The sequence below is a fragment of the Arthrobacter sp. MOO21 genome (assembly GCF_057369995.2).
The window spans coordinates 896,223-921,264 of sequence record NZ_CM170671.2 but is presented as its reverse complement, the minus strand read 5'-3'; the positions used below and the strand labels follow the sequence as shown (position 1 = coordinate 921,264).

Genomic DNA, 25,042 nt, shown 5'->3' with positions numbered 1-25,042 from the left:
ACAGCGCATTCCAAGTCCGGGCCCGCCGGATGCTTGCCCAGCGGGCCTCAACGCCGTCCGCCGGCCTCAGCCTTCCCGCGTTATCAGAGGCATGTTCGCCCATCCGGATCTTCAACGTTCCGACAGGCGAACGAGCTCCGGAGGAACGGACTCCTAGCCCCGTGGCCCCGGGAACACAAAGGCCCGCGAACACAAAGACCCGCGAACTCAAAAGCCCGGGAACGCAAAAGGCCCCGGTCAAGGACCGGGGCCAAACGCGGAGACGGGGGGATTTGAACCCCCGGTCGAGTTTAACCCCGACCCTTCATTAGCAGTGAAGTCCATTCGGCCGCTCTGGCACGTCTCCAATTGCTATTCCTAGCCCACCAAGGATACGCAGATCCGGCCATGCAGTGCAAAACGGTTCCCCGGAAGTCCGCGGCCTGGCTGCCGGCGGCCCGCTCGGCTTAGGTGAGATGCTGTTCCGCGCGGACCATGCGGATCACCGGCAGGCCCTCCCAGTCCGCCAGGGTGTCCTCGGCGCCATCAGCAACAAAACCAAAGTGGCGGTAGAAATCGATGGCCTTGCCGTTGCCGGCGGCCACCCAAAGACTGGCAGGATTGTTGCCCAGCGCGGCGGCGAGCAGCCGGCGCCCCAGGCCGAGGCCCTGGTGCGATGCGAGCAAATACAGCCCCCAAAGCTCCACATTTCCTGAGGACGGCGGTGGGTGCCCCTCCGGCGACCCAGGCCCGGGCAGCAGCCGCACGCCGGCAAACCCCACTGGCCTGCCGTCGTCGCACGCCACCCACGCCTCGGCCGGTTGCGGCCGGTCCAGCAGCTGGCGCCAAAGCGCCAGCCGACCCGCTGGGTCCACGGCGGCGAGGAAGCCATCCGACAGCATCCCCCGGTACGTCTCCTGCCAGCACTGGTAATGCACCCGGGCCACGGCCTCTATGTCGGCCGGCCGCGCACGCCGGATTTCCAGCCGGGATCCCACGGCCGTCAGCCCGCCAGGGCCTTCCACAGGAAGTGCTGGCTGCGGGCCTGCAGCGCCGCCGCCTGCCGGTTGTCCGATGCCCCCGCGTGGCCCCCTTCGAGGGCTTCATGGAACCAGACGTTGGGGATGCCCATGGCCAGCATCCGGGCTGCCATTTTCCGCGCCTGGACCGGACCTACCCTGTCGTCGGAGGTCGCCGTCCAAATGAATGTTTCCGGATACTCGACCGCGTCCTTCAGCAGGTGGTAAGGCGAGAACGTCCTGATGTACTCCCAATCCCCGGGAACGTCGGGGTCGCCGTACTCGGCGATCCACGAGTGCCCTGCGGAGAGCCGGGTGTAGCGGCGCATGTCCAGCAGCGGCACCCCGCAGGAGACGGCCCTGAACAGTTCCGGATACCGGGTGAGCATGTTCCCTACCAGGAGCCCTCCGTTGGATCCGCCCACGCAGCCAAGCCGCCGAGGCGAGGTGACGCCGCGCGAGATCAGGTCCCGGGCCACAGCCGCGAAGTCCTCGTACGCCTTGTGCCGGTTCTCCTTCAGCGCGGCAAGGTGCCAGGCGGGCCCGTATTCACCGCCGCCGCGGATGTTCGCTACCACGTACACCCCGCCGCGCGAGTGCGGAGCTTTTCCGTCGCTTCCATCGGACAAGGTGGTTCGCCGCTCCAGCCACGCCCTGCCAACGGTGCCGCTGTAGGCCGGGGTCCGGGAGACTTCGAACCCGCCGTAGCCGGACAGCTGGGTGGGGTTCTGCCCGTCCAAGGCCAGGTTTCGCGGGGCTATCTGGAAGTACGGGACCCGGGTCCCGTCGTCGGAAACAGCGAAGTGCTGCTCCACGCCGTAGTCGCTGTCGGCGAAGAACGACGGCGACGTCTTCACCACCGCGTGCCAGGCTCACCACGCCGGACGTCCCGGCGTCGTCCTGCCCGGCGTCGTCCTGCTGCAGGCGGTCCCGCTCGAGGGTTCCCCGCATCAGCGTCGTGGGGGTGGTGAAACCGGTGGCGACCAGCCAGAAATCGTCACCGGCGCCCCCGTTCGCGGGTGCCTCGTCCTCGTCGTCCACGGCGTAGGCGTTGACGTCGTGCAGCGGCGGGCACGCGTCCAGGACAGTGGAACCCCAGGCGCTGCCCGGGCTGCTGGAGGGGGTGGCCGGATCCAGGACGCGGATCTCGGAGGAGACGTCCTTGAGCAGGTTCAGCAGCAGGAAGTTCCGGGTCCAGCTCCAGGACTGCAGGGAGGTGGCGGTGTCCGGGGTGAAGAGCACCGTGATGGCCCGGTTGCCGGCAAGGTAGTCCTCGAAGTCCGCGGCGAGCAGCGAACCTGCGGGGTAGGTGGTGCCGTCCAGCGCCCAGTCCTGCTGCGGCCGGAACAGCAGCCAGTCCCGGTGCGCGCTGACGTTCACGTCCGTGGGGACATCGATGGCCACCCAGGAGCCGTCCCGGAGCACGAAGTTGGTGCGGTTGAAGAAGTCGATGTAGTCCACGGCGAAGGTGCGCTCGAAGCCGGGCGTGGAGTCGTGTGCCACCGCGGCCATCATGTGGTTTTCGGGAACTTCGAAGAGCAGGGGCGCCCCGGAGAGCGCTTCGCCGCGCTTCAGGGTAACCGCGGTGCGGGCGTAGGAGGACGCCGTTTTGGGCAGCCCGTCGGCGGTGGAGGCGACCAGCAGCGTGTCCGCATCCAGCCACGACACGTTGCCCTTCGCCGTCGGCAGGTCGAAGCCGCCCTGCGCCGGACCAACAAAGCCGCGCGCCTCGACGTCGAACTCCCGGTATCGGTTTGCGTCGCCGCCGTCGGGGGAGAGGGCAAGCAGCGCCAGGCGGTACGGTTCGCCGGCTACGGGCCGCAGGAAGGTGGCCCCGTGGAAGACCCACTCCTGGCCTTCCTCAGCGGACAGCGCGTCGACGTCCAGCAGGACATCCCACTCCGGGGAGTCGTTGCAGTAACTTTCCCATGTGGTCCGGCGCCACAGCCCCTTGGGGTTCTGCCGGTCCTTCCAGAAGTTGTAGTACCAGTCGCCGCGCTTGCCCACCATGGCGATCCGGTCGGTGGAATCCATCACCTCAAGGATGCTGGCTTCCAGGCCCGCGTACTCGGCGTCCACGAGCAGGTCCTCGGTGCGGGAGTTTTGTTCCTTGACCCAGGCGAGCTGCTCTTCACCGTAGATGTCCTCCAGCCAGACGTTCTCATCCACCGGTTCCGGAGCCGTCCCGGTGGAAGCGGTGCCGGACGTGCCCTGGCCGGAACCGGGAATGGACGCTGAATCAGCTGCAGTGGTGGTCATGCGCCCCATCCAAACAACTCCACCTGGAGCTGGCAAGTCAAGCCCCGGGCGCATCCGCCGCTCCCAGCCCGTACGCTGGATGCCGTGGAATTAACGCAGAGCATCCGGGCCGTCATCATCGGCGCCGGCCCCCGCGGCACCAGCGTGCTGGAGCGGTTGCTCGCCCACATGGCTGCTGCCAACGCATCCGGCGATCGGCAGGCCGCGCTCCATGTCGACGTCGTGGACCCCTACCCGGCAGGCCCCGGGCATGTCTGGCAGCCTGGGCAGTCCAGGCTGTTCCTGATGAACACCCAGTCCTTCTACCCCACGCTGGTTCCGCAGGACCCCGCACTGCCCGCACCGGTTGCCGGCACCACGTTCGACCAGTGGCGGGAACGCCAGCAGCGCGCGCCCCTGCCGTCCCTCACCACGGATGAGCTGGCCGAGCTGGCCGTGCTGCAGTCCAACGATTTCCCCAGCCGCGCGCTGTACGGCCGGTACCTCCAGTCCACGCTGGCGGACCTGCTCGAAAAGGCGCCCGACGGCGTCACCATCGACTTCCACGAAACGACCGCTGAGTCGGTGCGCCGCCTCCCGGACGGAACGTTCGACGTCGGCCTGGCCACCGGAACTACGATGCGCGCCGGTTCCGTGGTGCTCGCCCTGGGCCACATCCCGTCCCGGCTGAACCCCGAACAGCGCGAGCTGCAGGCCGCCGGCGGCCAGCTGGGCCTGCAGTACTTTCCCCCTGCAGTCCCCGCGGACGTGGACTGGACCCGGATCCCCGCGGGTGAACCGGTCCTGGTCAGGGGCATGGGGCTGAATTTCTTCGACACGATGGGGCAGCTGACGGAGGGCCGCGGCGGAAAGTTCGTCGCCACCGGCAACCGGCTCGAGTATGAACCGTCCGGCCAGGAGCCCCGCATCATCGCCGCGTCCCGGCGGGGAACACCGTACCGGGCCAAGGCGGAACAGGCCGGCTATTACGCCTCATCACTCACGCTGCGCTATCTCACCGAGGCTGCCCTGGAACGGCTGGCCACCGCCGGAATACGGCCCTCGTTCGACCACGACCTGTGGCCGCTGCTGCACCGCGACGCCCTCTGGGCCTACTACTCGACGCTGGTGCGCTCACAGCCTGGAGCGGTGCCCGACGCCCCTGCGTTCCTGGCCGCCCTGGAAGAAGCGCTGCGCCCGCATGCGCACAGCGCCGCCAACTGGGAGGACGGCGTCGAAAGCGTCCTGGCCGTCCACGTCGGCCCCCGGCACCGCCTGGACCTGCCGGGCCTGGCGGCCCCGCTTGCCGGCCGCACCTTCGCCTCGCGCGCCGAGCACGACGCCGCTGTGGTCGAGTTCCTGCTCGACGACGCCCGGCGTTCGGCACTCGGCGAGGATGATCCGGTCAAGATGGCCATTGGCGCCCTGCATCACGGACGTGCCGTCCTCAAGACGGCAGTGGCCGACGGCGGCATCACCGACGAATCATGGGTCGCCGGCCTGCGTGGCTGGTTCGAGTCCTTCGTTGAGGGCCTGGCCAGCGGGCCTCCGGCGCTGCGCTCCGAACAGCTCGCCGCGCTGGCACGGGCTGGCGTGGTCAGCTTTGTGGGGCCCGATCCAAAGTTCGCCGTGGACCGGAAGGCAAGGATGTTTACAGCGTCCTCGCCCTGGGTTGCCGGCCCGCCGGTGACCGCCCGGACCATGGTGGAGGCCCTCGCGCCGGGCAACCGGGTCGCGGCCAACGATTCCCCCGTCCTGGAACAGTTGCTCGCCGACGGGCTGGTGCGGCCGCGGCTGATGATGACGGCGGAAGGCGCCCCCGTGCAGTCCACGGGCCTGGACGTGCTGCCTCACCCATACCGCCCGGTAGGGGCCAATGGGTCCGTCACGGAAAACCTGTACGTGCTGGGACTGCAGCTGTCGTCCTCGCAGTGGGGGACGGCGATAGCCGCTGAGGCCATCCAGCCGGGCGGCCCGGTGTACCGCAGCGGCCAGCGGACCCTCCGGGACGCCGACGAGATCGCCGCCGCCATCCTCGCCCCGTGAGTGTCGGCCGCTTCCCAGCACGCAATCCCGTCCCCGGTCCGTGCGCCTGACGCCGCTGCCGAGGTTGCCGCAGGCCCTACCTGCCCTGTTCCGGCACAGGCTGGATGATCCTGAAGACGGCGCCGGTGGGGTCGGCGAGCTGGGCAACGCGGCCGAAGTCCGAGTCCGAGGGGCCATCCTGCAGCACAGCGCCCATGGCCGTGGCCCTTTTGACGGTGGCATCCGTGTCCTCCACCGCAAAGTAGACGAGCCAGTGCGAGGGGATGTTTTCCGGCAGGTACCCTGAGGCGTCCATGATTCCAGCCTGGGCCGTCATGCCCGAGCCCATGGTGGTATAGCGGAATTCGGGGGTGTCGCTCAGTACCTCGGTTTCCCAGCCGAACACGTCTTTGTAGAACCGGACAGCGGCGTCGTAGTCCTTGGCATGGAGTTCGTGCCAGGCGGCGGCTCCCGGCTCGGCCACGAGTTCGTAGCCCAGCATCTCGCGCGGCTGCCAGACACCTACGGCGGCGCCGGTGGCATCGCCGAAGATGGCCATGTGGCCCTGCCCTGGGACATCCATCGGCGGTACATAGACCTGTCCGCCGCTGGCCTCAACGGCTTTGGCGGTGGGCGCGGCGTCGTCCACCCGAAGATAGGTGGACCAGGCGTCCGGCGTGCCGGCCGGGGAACCGTCCTTCTTCATCATCCCGGCGACAGGGCGCCCGTCCTTCGTGGCGGTGACGTAGCCACCGTACTTTTCGTCGTCGCCGGTTTCGTACTCCCAGCCGAACAGGTCGGCGTAGAACCGCCGTGCCCCGGCGACGTCCGTCGTCATGAGGTCGATCCAGCAGGGTGCGCCGGGAGTGGGTACGGGGCTGGGCATGGAGGTCTCCTCGTGGTGTGCCGGCTGTCCGGTGGCCTTCGGGATGAAACACCCTGACCCTATTGACCGGGTCTGACACTTTCAAGGGGTGCGGGGAAAACAAAACCCCCGGCGGCCAAGGGCTGGCTGCCGGGGGTTTCCTGCGCGGAAGGTAAGAGATTCGAACTCTTGGTACGGGGTTACCGCACACTGGTTTTCAAGACCAGCTCCTTCGGCCGCTCGGACAACCTTCCTCAGCTAGTAGTGTTTCATAGGCACTTGCCTGCAACAAAACAGGCCCAAGGAAGGTGTCCGGTACAGGCTGGTTGCAGGCCGGCAGTTTGAGTCAGGAACGGGAGAGATCCATGAAAGCCGTCTACATAACAGAGCCGGGCGGCCCGGAGGTCCTGGAAGTCAGGGACGTTGACGCCCCGGTCCCCGGCCAGGGCGAAGTGCTGATTGATGTCGTGGCTGCAGGCCTGAACCGCGCCGACGTCCAGCAGCGCCGGGGCTTCTATCCGCCCCCGCCCGGTGCCTCCGAAATCCCAGGCCTCGAAGTATCAGGGCGGATCGCAGGTTTCGGGCCGGGCGTGAGCAAACCTTTCTCGATCGGGGACAAGGTTGTCGCACTGCTGGCCGGCGGCGGTTATGCCCAGCAGGTAGCGGTGCCTGCGGAGCAGGTGCTGCGGGTTCCTGACGGGGTTGACCTGGTGACGGCTGCATCGCTTCCCGAGGTGGCGGCAACCGTCTATTCCAACCTCGTGATGACTGCCCAGCTGCAGCCCGGCGAGACCGTGCTCATCCATGGGGCCACGGGCGGTATCGGCACGATGGCCATCCAGTTGGCCAAAGCGCTCGGTGCCAAGGTGGCCGCTACCGCCGGCTCCGACGAAAAGGTCAGCACAGCCAAGGCGTTCCTGGGGGCGGACATCGCCATCAACTACGCCGAGGAGAGCTTCCCCGAAAGCCTGCGCCGACAGAATGGCGGCAAGGGCGCGGACGTGATCCTGGACGTGGTGGGGGCCAAGTACCTGCCGCAGAACGTGGATGCTTTGGCCGAGTATGGCCGCCTGGTGGTGATTGGCCTGCAGGGAGGCACCAAGGGCGAGCTGGACCTGGGGATGCTGCTGAAGAAGCGCGCTGCCGTCGTGGCCACCGCCCTTCGTCCCCGGCCGGTCGCGGAAAAGGGTGCCATCATGACTGCGGTGCGGGACGCCGTCTGGCCGCTGGTGGCCGAGGGCACCGTCCGTCCCCTGGTGGCCAGGACTTTCCCGTTGGACCAGGTCCGTGCGGCGCACCGCTATTTCGACAGCGGGGACCACGTGGGCAAGATCCTGCTGGTCATGTAGCGGTAGATACTCAGTATTGGCGTCCTGCCGCCTCGCGGGCTAGGCTTGTCCATACGCGGTATGCACAGGTCTTGGGGGCCTGTGCATGCCGGTAACGGCTAAGCCCGGGGGAGCACTATGTCGATTCGCCACAGCCTACTCGCCCTGCTGCAGGACCAGCCGCGATACGGCTACCAGTTGCGGGTCGAGTTCGAGAACCGGACGGGGGCCACCTGGCCCCTGAACATTGGGCAGGTCTACACCACGCTGGACCGGCTGGAGCGGGACGGCCTTGTCGCAAAGAAGGGCGACGACGGCGAGGGGCACGTGGTCTACAGCATCACTGCCGCCGGGAAAGCGGAGGTGCAAACCTGGTTCGCCGCCCCCGTGGAGCGGACCAACCCGCCGCGCAACGAACTCGCCATCAAGCTCGCGCTCGCCGTCACGATCCCCGGAGTGGACGTCCAGGCCATCATCCAGGCGCAGCGTGTGGCATCCATCCGGGCGCTGCAGGATTACACCAAGGCCCGCAGGGACATCGCGGGCAACCAGCGGGCGGCCGATACCGCGTGGCTGCTGGTCCTGGATTCCCTGATCTTCCAGACCGAGGCGGAGGTCCGCTGGCTGGACCTGTGCGAGGCGCGGATGGTCCAGCAGACGCAGTCCGGTTAGGCATTACGTCACAGAATTGGGTCTTTTTGATGGCCGGGATCAGGCCTACGGTGGGTGCAGAAGCCGCCCGCCGGGCGGCGGAACCTACGGAGGAGCTCCATGACAACCCACGTTGCCGACTGCAGTGTCACCCGTTGTTCGTTCAATGACCACGAAGGCTGCACGGCGCACGCCATCACCGTGGCGGGAACCCGGGACCACGCGTCCTGCGCCACCTTTATCGAAACCGGCATCCACGGCGGCCTGCCCAAGGTGCTGGCCGACGTCGGGGCCTGCCAGCGCGCCGAGTGCGTCCACAACGACCACCTGATGTGCAATGCGCCCGAGGTCCATGTTGGGCCGGGCGCCGACAACGCCGACTGCCTCACGTACGCCCACACCTGACAGCGCCTTCGCTGCGGTGGATACCAAGGCTCCCGTTCGGAACACCGGACGGGAGCCTCCGCCTGGCCGCCGCCCGCCGTCGTCCTTCACTTCTGTTCGCCGGCTCATTCGTCGACGCCTCGCCGCCGCTCACCGCACGGCCCGGCGCCACGCCGCCCTCGCGCGTTCCCGCAAGGCTACCCGTTGGTAGGGTGCCGGATAGCAGAAGCGGGAAAACTCTCAAGGAGGAGACATGGCCGGAGTGCCTGACCAACGGAAGAACGGGTCACGGGCGGAGGGCGGACTGGCCACAGACCCGGATCTTCCCCCGGCCGCCTTGGACGAAGCAAGGCTCGAAGCCGAAGAGCGGAAATGGACGCCCCGCAAGATCGCGCTGTGGGCCGCCATCGCCCTGCTGGGCGGCGTTGCCTGGTTCATGCTGGCGATCGTCCGCGGTGAAACAGTCAACGCCATCTGGTTCGTCTTCGCCTCGGTCTGCACCTACCTGATCGGCTACCGCTTCTACTCGAAGGTGATCGAACGGTACATCACCAAGCCTGACGACCGCCGGGCCACTCCCGCCGAGTACAAGGCGGATGGCAAGGACTACGTCCGCACTGACCGGAACGTCCTGTTCGGGCACCACTTCGCGGCCATCGCCAGCGCCGGCCCGCTGGTGGGCCCGGTCATCGCGGCGCAGATGGGCTACCTCCCCGGCACCATCTGGATCATCGTCGGCGTGGTCTTTGCCGGAGCGGTGCAGGACTACCTGGTGATGTTCTTCTCCATGCGCCGCGGGGGCCGGTCCCTTGGCCAGATGGCCCGCGAGGAACTCGGCGTCATCGGCGGCACGGCAGCCCTGATCGCCACCCTGCTCATCATGGTGATCATCGTCGCCATCCTCGCGCTCGTCGTCGTCAACGCCCTCGGTGAAAGCCCGTGGGGCGTGTTCTCGGTGGGCATGACCATCCCCATCGCCCTGTTCATGGGCGTCTACCTGCGTTTCCTGCGGCCGGGCAAGGTCATGGAAGTTTCGATCATCGGCTTCGTCCTGCTGATGGCCGCCATCATCGGCGGCGGCCTGGTGGCCCAGACCGGGTGGGGCGCCGCCGTGTTCCACCTGGACAAGGTGACCATCGCCTGGGGCCTGATCATCTACGGCTTCATCGCCGCCATCCTGCCCGTCTGGCTGCTCCTGGCACCGCGTGACTACCTCTCCACCTTCATGAAGATCGGCGTGATCGTCATGCTCGCGCTGGCCATTGTCGTCGTCCGGCCCGAGGTCAACGTCCCGGCCTTCAGCGAATTTGCCAGCCGCGAGAACGGCCCGGTGTTCTCCGGAGCGCTGTTCCCGTTCCTCTTCGTCACCATCGCCTGCGGCGCCCTCTCCGGATTCCACGCCCTGATCTCCTCCGGCACCACCCCCAAGCTGGTGGAGAAGGAACGGCAGACCCGGTACATCGGCTACGGCGGCATGCTGATGGAATCCTTCGTGGCCATCATGGCCCTGGTCGCGGCCATCTCGATCGACCGCGGCCTTTACTTCGCCATGAACGCCCCCGCTGCCCTGACCGGCGGAACCGTGGAAACGGCAGCCACCTGGGTCAACAGCCTGGGCCTGAGCGGCGTCAACATCACGCCCGGCCTGCTCAGTGAAACCGCCGCCAACGTGGGCGAACAGAGCATCGTCTCCCGCACCGGTGGCGCCCCCACCCTGGCCGTGGGGCTGGCGCACATCATGCACCAGTTCATCGGCGGGACGGCCATGATGGGCTTCTGGTACCACTTCGCCATCATGTTCGAGGCGCTGTTCATCCTCACCGCCGTGGACGCCGGCACCCGCGTCGCCCGGTTCATGCTGCAGGACTCGATCGGCAACTTCGTCCCCAAGTTCAAGGAAGCCTCATGGCGGCCGGGTGCCTGGCTGTGCACCGCCGTCATGGTCGCTGCCTGGGGCGCCGTGCTGCTCATGGGCGTCACCGATCCGCTGGGCGGCATCAACACCCTGTTCCCGCTCTTCGGCATCGCCAACCAGCTGCTGGCCGCCATTGCCCTGGCCGTGTGCCTGGCCATCGTCGCCAAGCGCGGCACCTTCAAGTACCTCTGGATCGTGGCCCTGCCGCTGGCCTTCGCCGCGGTGGTCACCATCACGGCCAGCTACCAGAAGATCTTCTCGCCCGTGCCCGCCGTCGGATACTTCGCCAACAACGCAGCATTCAGCAAGGCGCTGGCGGACGGCAAGAAGGAATTCGGCACCGCCAAGACGGTGGCGGCCATGGAAGCCGTGGTCCGCAACACCACCATCCAGGGCTGGCTGTCCGTGATCTTCGTGGTGCTCAGCATCATCGTTATTGCGACGGCGGTCCTCGCCACCGTCAGGGCGTTCCGTAACAGGGCGGCCGGCATCGCCACGACGGACAACGAGGACCCGTTCGTTCCGTCGCGCGTCTTCGCGCCCGCCGGCCTGGTGCCAACCGCTGCCGAGCGCGAGCTTGCCGCCGAGTGGGACAAGCTGCCCGCCGACGCCCGGCTTGAGCGGACGGGGCACTGATGGGTTCCGGCCTCGCCGTGGTGGCGAACGGGTTCCGGGGGTTTGCCCGGTACCTCGGCGGTGTCATGGGCGCAGATGCCTACGCCAAGTACCTGGAGCACCACAAGGCGGCCGGGCACGCCGGGCCGCCGCTCGGCGAGCGGGAGTTCTGGCGGGACCGCACGGACCGGCAGGACAGCAATCCGCAAGGCAGGTGCTGCTGATTGAGCCTGCAGCGGACAAGCCCCCCGAGGGGGCTTTGTCGGGGGCTTCCGGCGGATTGCCCATGAGAGTATGAACGCATGAGCGATCCCAAAGACACTCAGGAAGCTGAGGACCTCCCGGTAGAAGGCACCCCCGTCGACGACAGCCAGGAACCCATCCCCAGCCCGGCCACACCGGACGGCAGGCCCCGGGGCAGCAGCCTGCAGGACCTCGTGGACGAGCCGGCCAAGGTGATGCGGATCGGCACCATGATCCGCCAGCTCCTCGAAGAGGTGAAGTCCGCGCCCCTGGACGACGCCGCTAGGGGCAGGCTCGCTGCCATCCACGAGCGGTCCATCAAGGAGCTCGAGGACGGGCTGGCGCCGGAGCTGGTGGAGGAACTGGACAGGATCAGCCTGCCTTTCTCCGACGACGCCACTCCGTCCGACGCTGAACTCCGCATCGCCCAGGCACAGTTGGTGGGCTGGCTGGAGGGTCTCTTCCATGGCATCCAGACCGCCATCGCGGCCCAAAACGCAGCCAGGGAACATGCCGTTGCCCAGCTGCAGCTGCGCCAACTGCCGCCGGGCACCATGATCGCGCCCGGCGTCGTCATCGGGGAAAACGGCGAGCCGCAGCGGGCCCCCGCCGGTGCCCGGCCCGGAGCCCCCGCAAAGTCCGGCCAGCGTGAAGACCCGGACCACGGTCCGGGCCAGTACCTGTAGGTTCCGCTTGGGCTTTTTCAGCGCCGCCAGGCAGGGGCGGAAGGATGACGCGGAACTTGGCCAAGGGTTGTGGCGCCGCGCGCACGACCGGTTCCACCGGGGACTGGACCGCTTCCACCAGGTGCTGGAAGGCGTGGAGGACGACCAGCTGTACGGCGAGCTGGTGGACATTGCCAATGACCTGGCCGCCCTCCTGCAACGGGTCAGGGCAGTGTGCGTGGAGGCGCAGCGGCGTGCGCCCAGCGAGGGGCTGGATATTCCCGCGGGCCTCTCGGACGTGCACCGGTCCCTGTCCAAGGCCGGAAATTCCCTCGCGACCACGGCGGAAGCGGCAGCCATGCTGCGGCTCGCCGTGGGGCCCGTGCCCGTGGGCGCAGCCTCCGTGCGGCGCCGGGCGGAGGCAGTGTTCCAGCAGGTGGCCGACGCCGAACGGCAGCTTCACGGGTAGCAGTTGCGTTCGCGGCAGCAAAATATTCCCGTTCCGGCGGGATAATCCTGCCGTTAAGCGTGTGGCTGACAGGACCGAAAACGGGGCCGTGCGCCAGCCGGTCTTTGGCAGGATGAATGCATGACTCTTTCACCTACCTTGACTTTCAACGACGGAAACACGATCCCCCAGCTTGGCTACGGTGTGTGGCAGGTAGAGGATGACGTGGCTGAAAAGGTCGTCCGCCAGGCGTTCGAGGCCGGCTTCCGCCACATCGACACCGCCAAGATCTACGGAAACGAGGCAGGCGTAGGCCGGGCCATTGCCAGCTCCGGGCTCTCCCCGGAACAGATCTTCATCACCACCAAGCTGTGGAACGCGGACCAGGGCTACGAGTCGACGCTTGCCGCCTTCGAGGAATCCATGGACCGGCTTGGCCTGGAAACCCTGGACCTTTACCTGATCCACTGGATGCAGCCCAAGCAGGACAAGTACGTTGACACCTGGAAGGCGCTGATCGAACTCCAGAAGCGCGGCCGGGTCAAGTCCATTGGTGTCTCCAACTTCACCATCGAGGGCCTGCAGCGCCTCATCGACGAGACCGGTGTGGTTCCGGCCATCCACCAGATCGAACTGCACCCGTACTTCAGCCAGCGTGAACTGCGCGGGTTCGGTGCCGCGAACGGCATCCTCACCCAGGCCTGGTCCCCGCTGGGCCAGGGCGGCGAGCTCCTGCAGGATCCCGCGGTGGCGTCTATTGCCGCGAAGCACCAGGCAACCCCTGCCCAGGTGGTTATCGCCTGGCACCTGGCCATCGGCAACGTGGTAATCCCCAAGTCCGTGACCGAGTCCCGCATCAGGGAAAACTTCGCAGCCCTTGAGGTGGCCCTGGACGCGGAGGATGTTGAGGCGATCAACGCCCTGGACAAGACCGCCAGCGGCGAGGGCCGCATCGGGCCCGACCCCGCGGTTTCCGACTTCGCCTAAGAAGCAGACGGGGCAGACAGGCCCCTGGTCTGGGTTGCCCGCCTGAACCGGTCAACAGCCAAACCCGGTCAACAGCTAAAGCCGGTCAACGGCCGGACCCGCCAAAACCTGACCCGTCAACAGCCCGTGCTGCCGGAATATGCCCGGCCGCGCGGGCTTCGGCGTTTAAGCCAGGGTTTCCTGCCTCGCGGCGGATGCCGTTCAGGCGGCGGCCTGGACCTGCGCTACCGCTACCGCATCCACCACGGCCCAGCTGTCTTCACCGTGGCAGTGCCGCTTGGCGAACCGTTCCGCCTCTTCGAGTGTTTCGAAGATCTCGGACCGGGCGCGGCCGCAGTCGGCGTCGAAGTACGTGACGTGAAATTCCTGTGTGGGTTCCATGAATCCAGTCTGCAACCGGGGTCTGACATTCCACGGAATCAGCGCCGCGTGTTGCGGGACACCTGCCCATCTGCACCCGCTGGAGCCCCCACCTTCAGCGTGAGCGCAGCCAGCGCAAGCATCTCAAGCCCGGTCCACACAAGCGTCCCGCCCCAGACCTCGGGGGAGAAGCTGAGCGCCCCGTCGTGCAGTGCCACACCCGCGAAGTACGGGGCCCAGAACACCATGGGGCAGAGGGCCGCCGCGGTCATGATCCTTGCGGGACGGTCCGGGGCGGGGCGGACCAGAGCCCACACCACGCCTACCAGGACCGCGCCGGCGAGGGCCACCGGTACCAGCCACGCATCCCGCAGCGCCACCATGACCTGCAGTGCCACGGCGGGGACCAGCGCCATGGCGGCGGCTACCATGGCGTGCAGGCGCCAGCGCAGCGCCACCAACAGGACGGGCACGAAGACCACGGCCGTTGAGACGAAGAACGTTGCCAGGGACACCATGATGCTCGAGGACGTCGGAGGCGCCACGGTGGGCGGCGCCCCGGGAACGTTGATGTAGGTCTGGACCAGCCCGTGCCGCGCGAAGACCGCGAACTCCTGCAGGATGAAAGCCGCAACCATGCCTGCGAGCAGGGCGCTGGCGACGGCGGGCGCCAGCCGGGTCCAGGGCCGCGCCGGCGATTGCCAGGCGGCCGAGAACGGCGCGCCCAGGATCAGGAAGGCGCCCGTGGCGAGTCCTGAACAGCGCGGTGATGCCCTGCTCGATGCCGAACGCCGAGTGCCAGGCGAAGTCGGCCACCCCGGAAACCAGGAACAGGACAACGCCTGCGGCGGCGGCCCCGTAGCCTGCCGGCACCGCGTCCGTCCACCCCACGCCGGCGGCATGCCGGCGCCAGGTCAGCGCGGCGATCCAGAGGGCGCAGGCGGCGAAGCCGGAATAGAGGACCGCGTGCCACGGGGTGAAGAACGTCTCGAGGTCGCGGAGGTTGTTGTGCGCCCACCCGTCCACATAGGTCCCGGTGAGGAGCCAGACACCGGCGGCAAGGGTGATGGCGTCTTCAACGGCCGTGGTGGGGCGGTGCACCGATACCGGCGGGATCGCAAAGGCATGAGCTGCTGCGGCGTCCATAGCACCACAGTAGGTCGCACCGCTGTCCTGGGCGAGGGGTAATCTTCCCGGCGGCCGGGAACGCACTCCGTCAGCTGCCCAGCCGGAGAACCCGTTCCTGCGCCAGCATGGCGGTGCGGCCGGCTTTGTCTGCTGCCCGTGCCGCCTGCTTCGCCTCAGCGGATGTGGCGGACAGCTGTTTCCGCGCCCGGTCCAGCTCTTCTTCGGCGGCCTTGAGCCGCTCCCGGAGCCCGGCCGTTTCCTGTTGCAGCGCCGAGATCGCAGTGCGTGCTTCCTCCGCCTTGTCCTGCAGTTCCGCTGCGAGGCGCGCAGTTTCAGCCTCTTCGGCCTGTGCCTGGGCGAGGGCCGCCTTGGCCCGTTCCAAGGCCGGGGGAGACACCGGCCGCGGGGTCTGCCTGACTGCCTCGAGCCGGGGCTTGGCCGGTTTTGGCTGGGAGGCGCGCTCCGCCGTCGTACGCTTCTTTGCGCCCGTTCCCGGAGCCGGCTGAGGAACCGGGGCAGGGGACGCGACGGCGGGCAGCATCGCCGGCAGGGCCACGGCACCGTCAAGGTCCACGGCGTTGACGCCGTCGGCCGAGAGAACCTTCAAGAGGCGCCCGCTGATGACTGCTGAGGCAGCGCCCTCGTCAGCGGTCAGGGCCCGCAGGGTCTCCTCCACGTCCGTGGCCATCGCGTCGCTGATCGCGCGGCCCTGCTCCCGGGCCACTGCCCGGGCGGTGTCGACGGCGGCAGCCAGCAGGGTGCGGCGCTCGCGTCCCAGCTCACGCAGGGCCGCGGCATCCAGCGACCCCTGGGCCGTGCGCATCCGGGCACCAAGGCCGGCCAGCCCGGTCAGGACGTCCGGCCGCTGCCGTGCGAGCATGTTGACGGCCCAGGCAGCCACCGAGGGTTTCGGCAGGGCCCGGACCCCGGCAGCAAGTTCCTTGTCCTGTCCGGCAGCGTCCTTGGCTGCGGCAGCCCGGGACGCGATGAAGTCCTCCAGCGTACCGGCGTACAGCCTGTCCGCAATGCCAGCCAGGGCTTCGTCTTCCATGCCGCCATCTTAGGTCGCGGGCAGCCGCGCGTTCGCGCCGGCCGGTTGTGCCCTGTTGCTCGTGGGCCGGCAGGGGTATCTTGCTCGGATGGAGGATTCATATCAGGTCATCGTGGTTGGTGGCGGTTTCGCCGGCACCACCGCCGCTGAGGAGCTCGGCCGCAAAGGCATCCGCGTCCTGCTGATCGACGCGAACAACTACCGCCAGTTCCAGCCGCTGCTGTACCAGGTGGCGGCGTCGCAGATCGGTGTCTCGGCCGTGGCGCGGCCGCTGCGCGCGGAGTTCCGGAGGATCAACAACGTGCGGGTCCTCACCGCCGAGGTGACGGCCATCGATGCCGCCAGCCGCACGGTCACCACCGGGGACGGTTCCACCTACCGTGCGCGGATCCTGGTCATCGCCGCCGGGGCTGTGCCCAACTACTTCAACACCCCGGGTGCTGACGAGCACGCTTATCCGCTGTACTCGGTGGCCGATGCGACGCGGCTCAGCGCTGCCATCACCGCCGTCCTGGATGAAGCGGACCGCGAACCGGAGGAGACGGCAGACGTGATCGTGGTGGGCGGAGGCCCCACGGGCGTGGAGACTGCCGGCGCGTTGGCGGAGAACGTCAAATACCTGGTGCCGAAGTACTTTTCCGGGGGCCTCGCTTCCCGCTGCCACGTGCACCTGGTGGACATGGTTCCCAATGTGCTTGCTGCTTTCTCGGAAAAATCGCAGGCGTACGCCCGTGACCGCCTGACCAAACTCGGCGTGCAGCTGCACATGGGCCAGGCCGTGAGCGAAGTCCGGCCGGACGGCGTGACCCTCAAGGACGGGACCGTCATTCCCGCCCGGATCGTGGTCTGGGCAGGTGGACTCCAGGCCGGGCGCGTCATCGCGGAATCCGGCCTGCAGCAGGGGAAGGGCGGACGGATCGACGTGCAGCCGGATCTCACGGCCCCCGGAGTGGACGGCGTCTACGTCCTGGGCGACGCCGCCAACATCACCGATGCTGCCGGCAACAAGCTGCCCCAGCTCGGATCGGTGGCCCAGCAGTCCGGCAAATGGGCTGCACGCAATATCCATGCCGACCTCACCGGCGGCGCCCGGGAGGCGTTCCGCTACTGGGACAAGGGGTACATGGCGATGGTGGGACGCGGCGCTGCCGTGGCGGAGATGGGGCGCCGGCGCCTCCAGTTGCAGGGCCCGCTGGCGTTCGTGTCATGGCTGGCGGTCCACCTGGCCCTGCTGCCCGGGTTCCAGCAGAAGGTGCGCGCCCTCTTCTCCTGGGCCAACGGCTATCTGACCCACAGCCCGGCGCAGGTGGTGGTCGGCAGGCCCGATTAGCGCTGCTTTTCGAACGTCAGGAGGTGGCCCGCGACGGTCCAGCCCGACCCCTCGTAGCGGGGAGCATCGGCAGGCGGGACCATCATGTGCAGGTACTCGGCGCCGTGCAGGAACGCCTCTTCGGCCATGGCGGCGAACATGGCCCGCTGGAAGCCCTCCTGTTCCGGTCCTTCGGGAAGTTCGGTGATGGCCACCACCGCGAAACCGTCGCGGACCTGGATGCGTCCCTTGGCCACCGGCCGGTCGAAAACGGTGATTTCGACGGCGTCGTACGTCTCCATGGGTGCCTGGGCCACCTGCGAGGTGTCGGGAAGTCCCGCGTCCACGTCCAGTTCCGCCGCGGGAGCCATGAGCAGGATGCTGTGAGCTGCCAGGGACAACCCCGCCGGTGCCAGGCCGGCAGCAGTGTCCGCATCAGCGCAGACCAGTGTCAGGCGCGCGCCGGGCTCGCTTGAAATCCTCGACATCAACTGTTCCGCACCCGGGTCCGGCCACGCCGCCACATACTCGGTTCCCCCGCCGCCCCCAACGCTGAAACCGGAGCCGGCGGACTCAAAGGGCCGCTCCTGCAGATCCGCCCAGGCAGGCAGCCAACCCATGGCCGTGGTGCTGTGCTGTTCGGGCATGGGAGTGCTCCTTACGGAAGGCTGCGATGGCGGTCCTGCCGGCGCAGGCGAACAGGTTTCACTGCCAAAGTATCGAATCAGCAGATGCCCCGCCAGCACTGGTGCAGGAGGCATGCCTCAGGGCAGGTGCTGGAAAGAGTTTCCTGCAGCCAGCAGCTTGTCCAGGGCCTGTCGTACGCCTTCGGCGGTTCCGCCGCCGGGGTGGTTGCCGTGGCAGATGACGATGTCCCCCGCCCTGGCCCGGCCCACTTCCCGGGCGACGACGGCGGCAGGGAAGGTGGCGCCGCCGTCGCCATTGACGCTGAAGCCCGCCGGTCTTACCCTCAGGGCGCGAAGGATGTCCGCGGCGACGTCGTCCATGTAAGCGGTACCGGGGCGGAAGTACCGGGGCCGGGCACCGGTCAGTGCGGCCATCCCGGCATCGTTGGGCATGATCTCGTCATAGACTTCGCCGGCATTTCTGGTCCCGGGAATTCCGTAGGCCGAGTTGCCGGTGGTGGACAGCGGCTTGTGCGATGTCCCGTGGTTGGCGAGTTCGAAGAGCGGGTCTGCTGCCAGCTGCCGGGCGGTGTCCGGGTTGGCGGAGATCCAGCGGGAGTTCAGGAACAGCGTCGCCGGAACGTGCCGCTGCCGCAGGGTGTCGAGCAGGGCCTGGTCGTAGCCGTTGCCGCCGGGACCGCCGCAGAAATCGAAGGTCAGGGCAATGCCCGGCGTCCCTGCTGGCAGCCGGGCCAGGACGCCCGGGGCCTCCAGGCCCCAGTACCGGGCACCGTGGGCGCCGTAAGTGTTGATGATGTCGGTCCGCGACGGGGCCGGAGGGGCCTGCTGCCGCTGCGGCTCCGTGTCAGGGGCACCATCCATGATCCGTGCGGTACTGTCGTCGGCCGGGGCTTGGGCCAACCCGTCCGGAGCACCCGCTTCATCGCGTTGCCTGTCCCGCTGCGGCTCGAGGTCAGGGACGGCCGCGGACAACGTCATGACCGCTGCCAGGAGCACCGCGCGGCGGCCCGGGCCCTTCCCGTCCCGTCTCATGTGGCGGGGGGTGGAGCGTTCCATCAGTGCGCCCCGTGAGTGAAGGGACGGGCCAGTGCGCGGCCTTCCCGGACGGCGGAAGCAGGAGCACTGGTCGGAGGGCCGGGGACAGCCGGATGGGCCATGGCTCCTCGTACGGCGTGCAGGACGGCAGCCTTAAAGCGGGGGGTCATGCCGGGAGGATACCGTGCTCTGCTTAAGGTTCCCTGAACCGTGATGACTGCCGGAGCGTCGCGCTGTAACAATTGCACGCGCGCGCCTCAACCAGTCACGCGTACTCCTCCCACTGCCCCCGTCCAGGGCGTATCGCCGGGGCCGGACAGCACCAGGTGCGCGAAAACGTACCCCTGCTCAAGTGCAATGACCCGCGACGTTGCCCCCGCGCAATCCAGCGCGAGCTCCTCCGGGCGGAAGGGGGCTCCGGGGTGCTCCTGTCCAACGGCGACCGTCGCGCTGGAAGCACCAACACAGGCTGCGGTGACGGTGTACAGGCCGGCCGCCGGCACCTTCGCCGTCGTGCCAAAGCCCCTGACGGGTCCATCCAGGGGGCCCTCCTCGAAAAGGAGGACTGGCCCGGGAACGGCCTTGAGGAGCCGGTCCAGCTGCGCGTAGTTTTTGACCTCGCGCTCCAGGACCCGGGGATCGGGGTACGGCGCCGCGGACTCCCTGCCCTGCGATGGGCTGGTCGCGGGCGGGTGCAACGGTTCGGGGTAGTCATAGGAGCATCCAGCCGTTCCGCAGAGCGCCACCGTCAGGGACAGGGCAGGCACATGCCGGCCACGCAGGCCCTTCATTCCGGTGCGCGCTCCGAGGGGCCGGGAAGCCAGTGACCGCCAATGTCCGGTTCGGGCCGCCGCCGCAGTTTACGTATCAAGACGGCGAACTGCAGCAGCACGGCCTTGAGGATGCCAACCACGACCAGCAACACCAGGACCATGGCGATGACCGGCGAGTAGAGGAGGAATACGCCTGCACTGGTAACGAGGTACCCGAAGCTGAACCCGAGGATCATCCCGGAATCCATGGTTGCTCCCAAGATCTGCGGAAGGAAGCCCACTGCTCGACTTATGTGTCGATGAAAAAACTCCGCAGGGCTCTTGTCAATGACCAGGTGCGGGCTTTGGGGACGAAGAGTGACGGGGGGCAACATGCCTTGCACAGAGGCCCTGGCCTGGGGCGCTGCAGGGCCGCTTAACCAGCGAAAAACCCCGGAAACCCCTGAAATCAGGGGCTGTCCGGGGTTTATCCCGAGCTTCCTATCAGAATCGAACTGATGACCTTTTCATTACGAGTGAAACGCTCTACCGACTGAGCTAAGGAAGCACCGCATGAACTTCCCGGGCGGACCCGGTGGCTTCATGCAAGAGTCAACTGTAATGGAGTCCGTGCGCCGCGGTCAAAATGGGGCCCCGCCGGCGGTTGGGGCCTTCAGCACACCGTGTTGTCAGCGGGAATCTTGCCGCTCACCAGGTAGCCGTCCACTGCATCTTCCAGGCAGCTGTTGGCCCGGCCGTATGCGGTGTGCCCCTCGCCCTTCCAGGTCAGCAGGGAGGCGTTGCCCAGCTGCTTGCGCAGGGACGCAGCCCAGTCGACGGGAGTGGCGGGGTCCCCGGTGGTGCCGATGACCACGATGGGGGAGTCCCCCCGGTATTCGACGGGGGCCGGTGTCCGCAGGTTCTTGTACGGCCAGTCTGCGCAGTTGACGCCTCCGTAGGCGAAGAAATATCCGAACGTGGGGGAGTCCTGCTCCAGCCGCTGCTCCTCTGCACGCATGCCTGCCGTGTCCGAGACCATTGGGTAGTCCAGGCAGTTGACCGCGTTGAAGGCGAGCGTCGAATTGGAGGTGTACGTACCGTCTTGCGCACGGTCGGCCCCGATATCGGCCAGGCGGAGCACCAGGCTCACGTCACCGTTCATGGCAGCTTCAAGCGCCTGGGTGAGGGCAGGCCAGCTTTGGTCGTTGTACAGCGGGGTGATCAGGCCGCTGACGAACATTGTCGCGTTGACCTGGCGGCCGTCCTTGGCTGTGCGCGGCGTCTGCTGGACGGCGCTGATGAGGTCCTGGATCTGCTTCACACCAGAGTCGACGTCCCCGCCGAGGGGGCACTTGTCCTGCCGCTGGCAGCTCGCCACGTAGGAGCGGATGGCCTTCTCGAACGCGCGGGCCTGCCCGCTGGTGAGGTCCTCGTTGCTGATCGAAGGATCAAGGGCGCCATCGAGCACCATCCGTCCCACGTTGTCCGGAAACAGGGAGGCATAGGTGGAGCCCAGGAAGGTGCCGTAGGAGTATCCGAGGTAGTTCAGCTTGCTGTCGTTGACGACCGCCCGGAGCACGTCCAGGTCCTTTGCGGCGCTGACGGTGTCGATGTGGGCCAGCACCGGGCCGGTCTGGGCCGCGCACTGGGCACCGATTGCCTTGTTGTCGGCAAGCGCCTCGGCCAGGCCGGCGTCCGTCTGCAGGTCGTAGATCTTGGCGCGTGAGGCATCCCGTTCCGCGTCCGTCATGCAGGTGACGGGTGCGGACCGCTTGACGCCCCGGGGATCAAAACCCACGAGGTCGTAGGTGCTGCGCACGCCCTGGGAGAAATGCGTTCCCGCAGCGTCCTTGACGAAGTCGTACCCGGAGGCCCCGGGCCCGCCGGGGTTGACCAGGAGGCTGCCGGTCTTCTTTCCAGTGCTGGGCGCACGTAGTGCCGCAATCTGGATGGTGTCCCCCGCAGGGTTGGCATAGTCCAGGGGAACCGTCACCTTGGCGCACTGGAACTCACCTTCGCAGGGCTGCCACACGACTTCCTGGGAATAGAACTTTTCCAGGCCGGAGGGTGCCGAAGCGACGATCGACGGATCGGCCTTCGCAGTGGCCGCCTCAGGCTTCTTGTCGCCGCCGTTGAGGAGGCTGCACGACGCGAGGACCATGGCCAGGACCATGGCGCCGGCGGCACGGACAGCAAGCGTCAGGGGCCGTGCAGGCAGTGGGCGGGCAGTCATCGGGTCTCCTTGGATGGCTGGATCAGGCTGGCTGCCATGGACTCAATGGCCAACAGCGGGGCAACGTTGGTGGTGGTGATGCGTTCGCGGGCCTTGTTGATGGCATCCATGCGGGCCAGCGTGACCTCCGGAGCGGTTCGGGCAGCGAACTCCTCCAACTCGCTCCTCAGCTCAACGTTGACCAGCTCCACGGCGTTCCCCAGCTGGATGATCAGCACGTCGCGGTAGAAGGACAGCAAGTCGGTGAGGGTCCGGTCAAGGGAGTCCGTGATGGACCGCTTGGCCCGGCGTTTTTGGTCGTCCTCTAGCTGCTTCAGCTGGCTGCGCATCGCCGGCGGCAGGGTTCCGGACTCCGGCGCACCCAAGGTTGCCAGCAGCGCGGCTTTCTCGGCGGCATCGCGTTCCTCATTGGAACTGTTGGCTTCCGCCGTGGCGATCTTGACCAGCTTGTCTGCCATCATGACGGCCGCCGTGACACCCCGCAGCCCCAGCGGGAAACGGACTGTTTCCAGCCGGCGTTCCCTGGCGGCAGGGTCCCTGGCGAGGCGGCGGGCGATACCCACATGGCTTTGCGCGGCGCGGGCTGCCCGTTCCGCGAGGGCGGGGTCCACGCCGTCGCGCCGGACCAGCAGGGCCGCAACGTCCTCGGCAGGCGGCAGCCGCAGTGCGACGCTGCGGCAGCGGGAGCGGATGGTGACCAGGACGTCCGCCGGGGAGGGGGCGCAGAGCATCCACACGGTCCGCGGGGTGGGCTCCTCGATGGCCTTCAGGAGGACGTTGGTGGTCCGCTCGGCCATGCGGTCGGCGTCCTCCACCACGATGATCCGCCAGCGCGCGGAGGACGGCCGGTTTCCGGCGGTGGCCACAAGTTCGCGGGCCTCATCGATGGTGATGGTGACCTTTTCGGTCCGGACGAACGTCACGTCGGAGTGTGTTTCACCCAGGATCGTGTGGCACGCCTGGCATTGGCCGCAGCCTCGCAGGCCCACGTCGTCCTGGTCGCAGTTCAACGCCGCGGCAAAGGCTTTCGCCGCATTGGAACGGCCGGACCCGGGCGGGCCGGTGAACAGCCAGGCGTGCGTCAGGCCCTCGCCCCGTGCGGCCTGCCGCAGTTGTTCGACGACGGCGGGCTGGCCCTGGAGGTCGTCCCAGACCGTCACGCGCCGCCACCGCCTGTGGACGCTCCCGGCGACGCCGGCAGCGGCAGGCCAGCGGCAGGATGGACCAGGGCTTCGACGCGCTGCAGGATCTGCGCGGCGAGGTCGTCGACCGGCAGGCGGGCCGGCAGCACCAGGTAGGAGTCCGGCCGGCGTGCCGCGAGTTCAAGGAAGGCGTCCCGGATCCGGGTGTGGAATTCGTCCGCCTCGGATTCCAGCCGGTCTTCGGCGGCTTCGCCCGCAGTCCGGCGGCGCCGGCCCAGCTGCGGATCCACGTCCAGCAGGACAGTGAGGTCCGGCTGGAGGCCCGCGGTGGCCCATTCGTTGAGGGACTGGACAGCATCCTTGCCGAGGTTCCGCCCTGCGCCCTGGTAAGCCACGGACGAATCGATGTAACGGTCACTCAGCACGACGTCGCCGCGCTGCAGGGCGGGCCGGATCACCTGCGCGGCATGGGCGGCCCGGGAGGCCGCGAAGATGAGGGCCTCGGTGCGGGCATCGATTTCGCCGTTGCCGTGGTCCAGGACCAGCGAACGCAGTTTTTCGCCGACGGGTGTCCCGCCGGGCTCGCGGGTGCGCAGGACGTTGAACCCGCGGCCTTCCAGGGCAGCTGCCAGCCGGGCCGCCTGGGTGGACTTGCCGGCACCATCGCCACCCTCGAATGCGATGAATACGCCGGCGCTTTGTTTGCTCACTTCTCAAGCCTACCGAGCCGCACGGACATTTCCTGCCCCTGGCTGAACGCAGCCGGGCGGACATGGCACGTCACTGCTTTCCTGCAGTTCCGGGCCGGACAGTACGCTTTCACCATGAGTCTTTCCGAGCATCAGGCCGCGTCCCTTTCAGCCGAGACCGTGGTGGTGGCGGCCGGGCGTCCGCCGCGGGAAAGGGACCAGCCGGTCAACCCGCCTATCACCCTTTCCTCCACGTATTTCGGCACTGGACCGCTGGGGGACGGCGACCGGGGCTACGGCCGCTACTCCAACCCCACCTGGGACCCTTTCGAAGAGGCGCTCGGACAGCTTGAAGGGTCCACCCTTCCCGGCCTGCTGTACGCATCGGGCCTTGCCGCGGTCAGTTCGGCGCTGTCCCTGATCCCGGCCGGGGGAGTGCTCGTCATGCCGAGCCACAGCTACTCCGGCTCCCTGGTGATGGCGTCCGAGCTGGCGCAGAAGGGCTTCATCGAACTCCGGACCGTGGACATCGCCGACACAGACGCCGTGAAGGAAGCCATTGCTCCCGGCGGCCCCTCCGGCAGGCCCGCGGCGATGCTCTGGCTGGAAAGCCCCACCAACCCCATGCTGGGTATTGCCGACGTGCGTGCGCTCGCTGACGCTGCCCACGCCGCCGGTGCCATTGTGGTCACCGACAACACCTTTTCCACGCCCCTGGTCCAGCAGCCCCTCCTGCTGGGCTCCGACGTCGTCCTCCACTCAGTGACCAAGTACCTGGCCGGGCACTCCGACGTCGTCCTGGGGGCACTGGTCACCTCCAGCCCGGAGATCCGCTCGGAACTGTTGCACCACCGCATCATCCATGGCGGCATCGCCGGTCCCTTCGAAGCCTGGCTGGCCCTGCGCGGCCTGCGGACCCTCGCGCTGCGGGTGGAGCGTTCCCAGGCATCGGCGATGCTCCTCGCCGAAAGGCTCGCCGCCCACCCTGCCATCGAATCCATCCGGTTCCCCGGCCTTGCCACCGATCCCGGCCATGACCGGGCCAGGGACCAGATGAAGGGATTCGGTTCCATCATCTGCATCCAGGTTGCCGCCACCTCAGGGTTGAGCGGGGCGGATGCGGCGGACAAGCTGGTCCAGGCCCTGGATCTCTGGCTCCCGGCGACCTCCCTGGGCGGGGTGGAGTCCTTGATCGAGCGCCGGCGCAGGCACACGGCCGAACCGGCCAGCGTGCCGGAAAACCTCGTCCGGCTGAGTGTCGGTATTGAGAACCTGGAGGACCTTTGGGCTGATTTGGAGCAGGCCCTGAAGGCGCTGGACGGATAGGCTGGGTC

23 protein-coding genes, 3 tRNA genes and 1 pseudogene are annotated in these 25,042 nt (G+C 67.9%); 11 read left to right on the top strand and 16 right to left on the bottom strand.

Going from position 1 to position 25,042, the window contains the following annotated elements:
* Window positions 1–257: 257 nt before the first annotated feature.
* The 3 genes and pseudogenes from AC2JAJ_RS04150 to AC2JAJ_RS04140 form a co-directional block, all read right to left on the bottom strand.
* Window positions 258–346, bottom strand: a tRNA-Ser gene (locus tag AC2JAJ_RS04150).
* A 100-nt stretch (window positions 347–446) separates the two neighbouring features.
* Complete coding sequence (locus AC2JAJ_RS04145; protein WP_486414178.1) at window positions 447–1,004, bottom strand: GNAT family N-acetyltransferase; 558 nt, start codon at window positions 1,002–1,004, stop codon at window positions 447–449.
* Window positions 983–3,257 (bottom strand): annotated as a pseudogene (locus AC2JAJ_RS04140) (prolyl oligopeptidase family serine peptidase). The gene AC2JAJ_RS04145 and the pseudogene AC2JAJ_RS04140 overlap by 22 nt, the downstream one beginning before the upstream one ends.
* Before the next feature lie 84 nt (window positions 3,258–3,341).
* Between AC2JAJ_RS04140 and AC2JAJ_RS04135 the strand changes: the two are divergent.
* Entirely contained in the window at window positions 3,342–5,282 is a 1,941-nt protein-coding gene (locus tag AC2JAJ_RS04135) for an FAD/NAD(P)-binding protein (RefSeq protein WP_486414179.1), read from the top strand.
* Window positions 5,283–5,358: 76 nt separating this feature from the next.
* Here the strand turns inward: AC2JAJ_RS04135 and AC2JAJ_RS04130 are convergent, their stop codons facing one another.
* Complete coding sequence (locus AC2JAJ_RS04130) at window positions 5,359–6,147, bottom strand: VOC family protein (protein ID WP_486414180.1); 789 nt, start codon at window positions 6,145–6,147, stop codon at window positions 5,359–5,361.
* A gap of 145 nt (window positions 6,148–6,292) precedes the next feature.
* Window positions 6,293–6,380, bottom strand: a tRNA-Ser gene (locus AC2JAJ_RS04125).
* Between the two features lie 111 nt (window positions 6,381–6,491).
* Here AC2JAJ_RS04125 and AC2JAJ_RS04120 point away from each other — a divergent pair.
* The 8 genes from AC2JAJ_RS04120 (at window position 6,492) to AC2JAJ_RS04085 (ending at window position 13,362) form a co-directional block, all read left to right on the top strand.
* Window positions 6,492–7,475 carry an NAD(P)H-quinone oxidoreductase gene (locus AC2JAJ_RS04120; RefSeq protein WP_486414181.1) on the top strand — a complete coding sequence of 328 codons (984 nt, stop codon included), beginning with the start codon at window positions 6,492–6,494 and terminating at the stop codon, window positions 7,473–7,475.
* Window positions 7,476–7,592: 117 nt separating this feature from the next.
* Window positions 7,593–8,126 (top strand): PadR family transcriptional regulator, encoded by a 534-nt coding sequence (locus tag AC2JAJ_RS04115; RefSeq protein ID WP_486414182.1) that lies wholly within the window; start codon window positions 7,593–7,595, stop codon window positions 8,124–8,126.
* Window positions 8,127–8,225: 99 nt separating this feature from the next.
* A complete protein-coding gene (locus AC2JAJ_RS04110; RefSeq protein ID WP_486414183.1) occupies window positions 8,226–8,510 on the top strand; it encodes a DUF1540 domain-containing protein in 285 nt (94 codons plus the stop codon).
* Window positions 8,511–8,742: 232 nt separating this feature from the next.
* On the top strand, window positions 8,743–11,040 hold the full coding sequence (locus tag AC2JAJ_RS04105) for a carbon starvation CstA family protein (RefSeq protein ID WP_486414184.1): 2,298 nt from the start codon (window positions 8,743–8,745) through the stop codon (window positions 11,038–11,040).
* Window positions 11,040–11,243, top strand: a complete 204-nt coding sequence (locus tag AC2JAJ_RS04100; RefSeq protein WP_221385556.1) for a YbdD/YjiX family protein — start codon at window positions 11,040–11,042, stop codon at window positions 11,241–11,243. The genes AC2JAJ_RS04105 and AC2JAJ_RS04100 overlap by 1 nt, the downstream gene beginning before the upstream one ends.
* 78 nt (window positions 11,244–11,321) lie before the next feature.
* The gene (locus AC2JAJ_RS04095; RefSeq protein WP_473695259.1) at window positions 11,322–11,948 is read left to right on the top strand and encodes a bacterial proteasome activator family protein; all 627 of its coding nucleotides are present in this window, start codon (window positions 11,322–11,324) and stop codon (window positions 11,946–11,948) included.
* 7 nt (window positions 11,949–11,955) lie between these two features.
* Window positions 11,956–12,396, top strand: a complete 441-nt coding sequence (locus tag AC2JAJ_RS04090) for a hypothetical protein (RefSeq protein WP_221385558.1) — start codon at window positions 11,956–11,958, stop codon at window positions 12,394–12,396.
* 120 nt (window positions 12,397–12,516) lie between these two features.
* Complete coding sequence (locus tag AC2JAJ_RS04085) at window positions 12,517–13,362, top strand: aldo/keto reductase (protein WP_221385559.1); 846 nt, start codon at window positions 12,517–12,519, stop codon at window positions 13,360–13,362.
* Window positions 13,363–13,563: 201 nt separating this feature from the next.
* Here AC2JAJ_RS04085 and AC2JAJ_RS04080 read toward each other — a convergent pair whose 3' ends face one another.
* The 3 genes from AC2JAJ_RS04080 to AC2JAJ_RS04070 form a co-directional block, all read right to left on the bottom strand.
* Window positions 13,564–13,743: a hypothetical protein gene (locus tag AC2JAJ_RS04080; protein WP_221385560.1), complete on the bottom strand. Its 180-nt coding sequence runs from the start codon at window positions 13,741–13,743 to the stop codon at window positions 13,564–13,566.
* 38 nt (window positions 13,744–13,781) lie between these two features.
* Window positions 13,782–14,360 carry a hypothetical protein gene (locus AC2JAJ_RS04075; protein WP_486414185.1) on the bottom strand — a complete coding sequence of 193 codons (579 nt, stop codon included), beginning with the start codon at window positions 14,358–14,360 and terminating at the stop codon, window positions 13,782–13,784.
* A 578-nt stretch (window positions 14,361–14,938) separates the two neighbouring features.
* Entirely contained in the window at window positions 14,939–15,901 is a 963-nt protein-coding gene (locus AC2JAJ_RS04070) for a GAS domain-containing protein (RefSeq protein ID WP_486414186.1), read from the bottom strand.
* An 88-nt stretch (window positions 15,902–15,989) separates the two neighbouring features.
* Between AC2JAJ_RS04070 and AC2JAJ_RS04065 the strand changes: the two genes are divergently transcribed.
* On the top strand, window positions 15,990–17,231 hold the full coding sequence (locus AC2JAJ_RS04065; RefSeq protein ID WP_486414187.1) for an NAD(P)/FAD-dependent oxidoreductase: 1,242 nt from the start codon (window positions 15,990–15,992) through the stop codon (window positions 17,229–17,231).
* On the opposite strand, the gene AC2JAJ_RS04060 is transcribed toward AC2JAJ_RS04065, so the two are convergent.
* The 8 genes from AC2JAJ_RS04060 to tmk form a co-directional block, all read right to left on the bottom strand.
* Window positions 17,228–17,857 (bottom strand): hypothetical protein, encoded by a 630-nt coding sequence (locus AC2JAJ_RS04060; protein ID WP_501053375.1) that lies wholly within the window; start codon window positions 17,855–17,857, stop codon window positions 17,228–17,230. The genes AC2JAJ_RS04065 and AC2JAJ_RS04060 overlap by 4 nt on opposite strands.
* A 117-nt stretch (window positions 17,858–17,974) precedes the next feature.
* On the bottom strand, window positions 17,975–18,913 hold the full coding sequence (locus AC2JAJ_RS04055) for a polysaccharide deacetylase family protein (RefSeq protein ID WP_501053374.1): 939 nt from the start codon (window positions 18,911–18,913) through the stop codon (window positions 17,975–17,977).
* Window positions 18,914–19,149: 236 nt separating this feature from the next.
* Window positions 19,150–19,683 (bottom strand): hypothetical protein, encoded by a 534-nt coding sequence (locus AC2JAJ_RS04050; RefSeq protein ID WP_473695275.1) that lies wholly within the window; start codon window positions 19,681–19,683, stop codon window positions 19,150–19,152.
* Window positions 19,680–19,913 carry a hypothetical protein gene (locus AC2JAJ_RS04045; RefSeq protein ID WP_486414190.1) on the bottom strand — a complete coding sequence of 78 codons (234 nt, stop codon included), beginning with the start codon at window positions 19,911–19,913 and terminating at the stop codon, window positions 19,680–19,682. Before AC2JAJ_RS04045 ends, AC2JAJ_RS04050 begins: the two co-directional genes overlap by 4 nt.
* A gap of 226 nt (window positions 19,914–20,139) precedes the next feature.
* Window positions 20,140–20,212 (bottom strand) — tRNA-Thr (locus AC2JAJ_RS04040).
* Between the two features lie 105 nt (window positions 20,213–20,317).
* Window positions 20,318–21,877, bottom strand: a complete 1,560-nt coding sequence (locus tag AC2JAJ_RS04035) for an alpha/beta hydrolase (protein WP_486414191.1) — start codon at window positions 21,875–21,877, stop codon at window positions 20,318–20,320.
* Entirely contained in the window at window positions 21,874–23,037 is a 1,164-nt protein-coding gene (locus AC2JAJ_RS04030; RefSeq protein ID WP_221385569.1) for a DNA polymerase III subunit delta', read from the bottom strand. Before AC2JAJ_RS04030 ends, AC2JAJ_RS04035 begins: the two co-directional genes overlap by 4 nt.
* Complete coding sequence (gene tmk, locus AC2JAJ_RS04025; protein WP_501053372.1) at window positions 23,034–23,729, bottom strand: dTMP kinase; 696 nt, start codon at window positions 23,727–23,729, stop codon at window positions 23,034–23,036. The genes AC2JAJ_RS04030 and tmk overlap by 4 nt, the downstream gene beginning before the upstream one ends.
* Before the next feature lie 114 nt (window positions 23,730–23,843).
* On the opposite strand from tmk, the gene AC2JAJ_RS04020 reads away from it, so the two are divergent.
* Entirely contained in the window at window positions 23,844–25,034 is a 1,191-nt protein-coding gene (locus AC2JAJ_RS04020; protein ID WP_486414193.1) for a trans-sulfuration enzyme family protein, read from the top strand.
* Window positions 25,035–25,042 lie beyond the last annotated feature (8 nt).

Excerpts from the sequence above, each read along its gene's own strand:
- AC2JAJ_RS04130 (WP_486414180.1), bottom strand. The coding sequence starts at position 6,147 with ATGCCCAGCCCCGTACCCACTCCCGGCGCACCCTGCTGGATCGACCTC.
- AC2JAJ_RS04120 (WP_486414181.1), top strand. The coding sequence starts at position 6,492 with ATGAAAGCCGTCTACATAACAGAGCCGGGCGGCCCGGAGGTCCTGGAA.
- AC2JAJ_RS04115 (WP_486414182.1), top strand. The coding sequence starts at position 7,593 with ATGTCGATTCGCCACAGCCTACTCGCCCTGCTGCAGGACCAGCCGCGA.
- AC2JAJ_RS04110 (WP_486414183.1), top strand. The coding sequence starts at position 8,226 with ATGACAACCCACGTTGCCGACTGCAGTGTCACCCGTTGTTCGTTCAAT.
- AC2JAJ_RS04105 (WP_486414184.1), top strand. The coding sequence starts at position 8,743 with ATGGCCGGAGTGCCTGACCAACGGAAGAACGGGTCACGGGCGGAGGGC.
- AC2JAJ_RS04100 (WP_221385556.1), top strand. The coding sequence starts at position 11,040 with ATGGGTTCCGGCCTCGCCGTGGTGGCGAACGGGTTCCGGGGGTTTGCC.
- AC2JAJ_RS04095 (WP_473695259.1), top strand. The coding sequence starts at position 11,322 with ATGAGCGATCCCAAAGACACTCAGGAAGCTGAGGACCTCCCGGTAGAA.
- AC2JAJ_RS04085 (WP_221385559.1), top strand. The coding sequence starts at position 12,517 with ATGACTCTTTCACCTACCTTGACTTTCAACGACGGAAACACGATCCCC.
- AC2JAJ_RS04080 (WP_221385560.1), bottom strand. The coding sequence starts at position 13,743 with ATGGAACCCACACAGGAATTTCACGTCACGTACTTCGACGCCGACTGC.
- AC2JAJ_RS04075 (WP_486414185.1), bottom strand. The coding sequence starts at position 14,360 with ATGGTTGCGGCTTTCATCCTGCAGGAGTTCGCGGTCTTCGCGCGGCAC.
- AC2JAJ_RS04070 (WP_486414186.1), bottom strand. The coding sequence starts at position 15,901 with ATGGAAGACGAAGCCCTGGCTGGCATTGCGGACAGGCTGTACGCCGGT.
- AC2JAJ_RS04065 (WP_486414187.1), top strand. The coding sequence starts at position 15,990 with ATGGAGGATTCATATCAGGTCATCGTGGTTGGTGGCGGTTTCGCCGGC.
- AC2JAJ_RS04060 (WP_501053375.1), bottom strand. The coding sequence starts at position 17,857 with ATGCCCGAACAGCACAGCACCACGGCCATGGGTTGGCTGCCTGCCTGG.
- AC2JAJ_RS04055 (WP_501053374.1), bottom strand. The coding sequence starts at position 18,913 with ATGGAACGCTCCACCCCCCGCCACATGAGACGGGACGGGAAGGGCCCG.
- AC2JAJ_RS04050 (WP_473695275.1), bottom strand. The coding sequence starts at position 19,683 with ATGAAGGGCCTGCGTGGCCGGCATGTGCCTGCCCTGTCCCTGACGGTG.
- AC2JAJ_RS04045 (WP_486414190.1), bottom strand. The coding sequence starts at position 19,913 with ATGGATTCCGGGATGATCCTCGGGTTCAGCTTCGGGTACCTCGTTACC.
- AC2JAJ_RS04035 (WP_486414191.1), bottom strand. The coding sequence starts at position 21,877 with ATGACTGCCCGCCCACTGCCTGCACGGCCCCTGACGCTTGCTGTCCGT.
- AC2JAJ_RS04020 (WP_486414193.1), top strand. The coding sequence starts at position 23,844 with ATGAGTCTTTCCGAGCATCAGGCCGCGTCCCTTTCAGCCGAGACCGTG.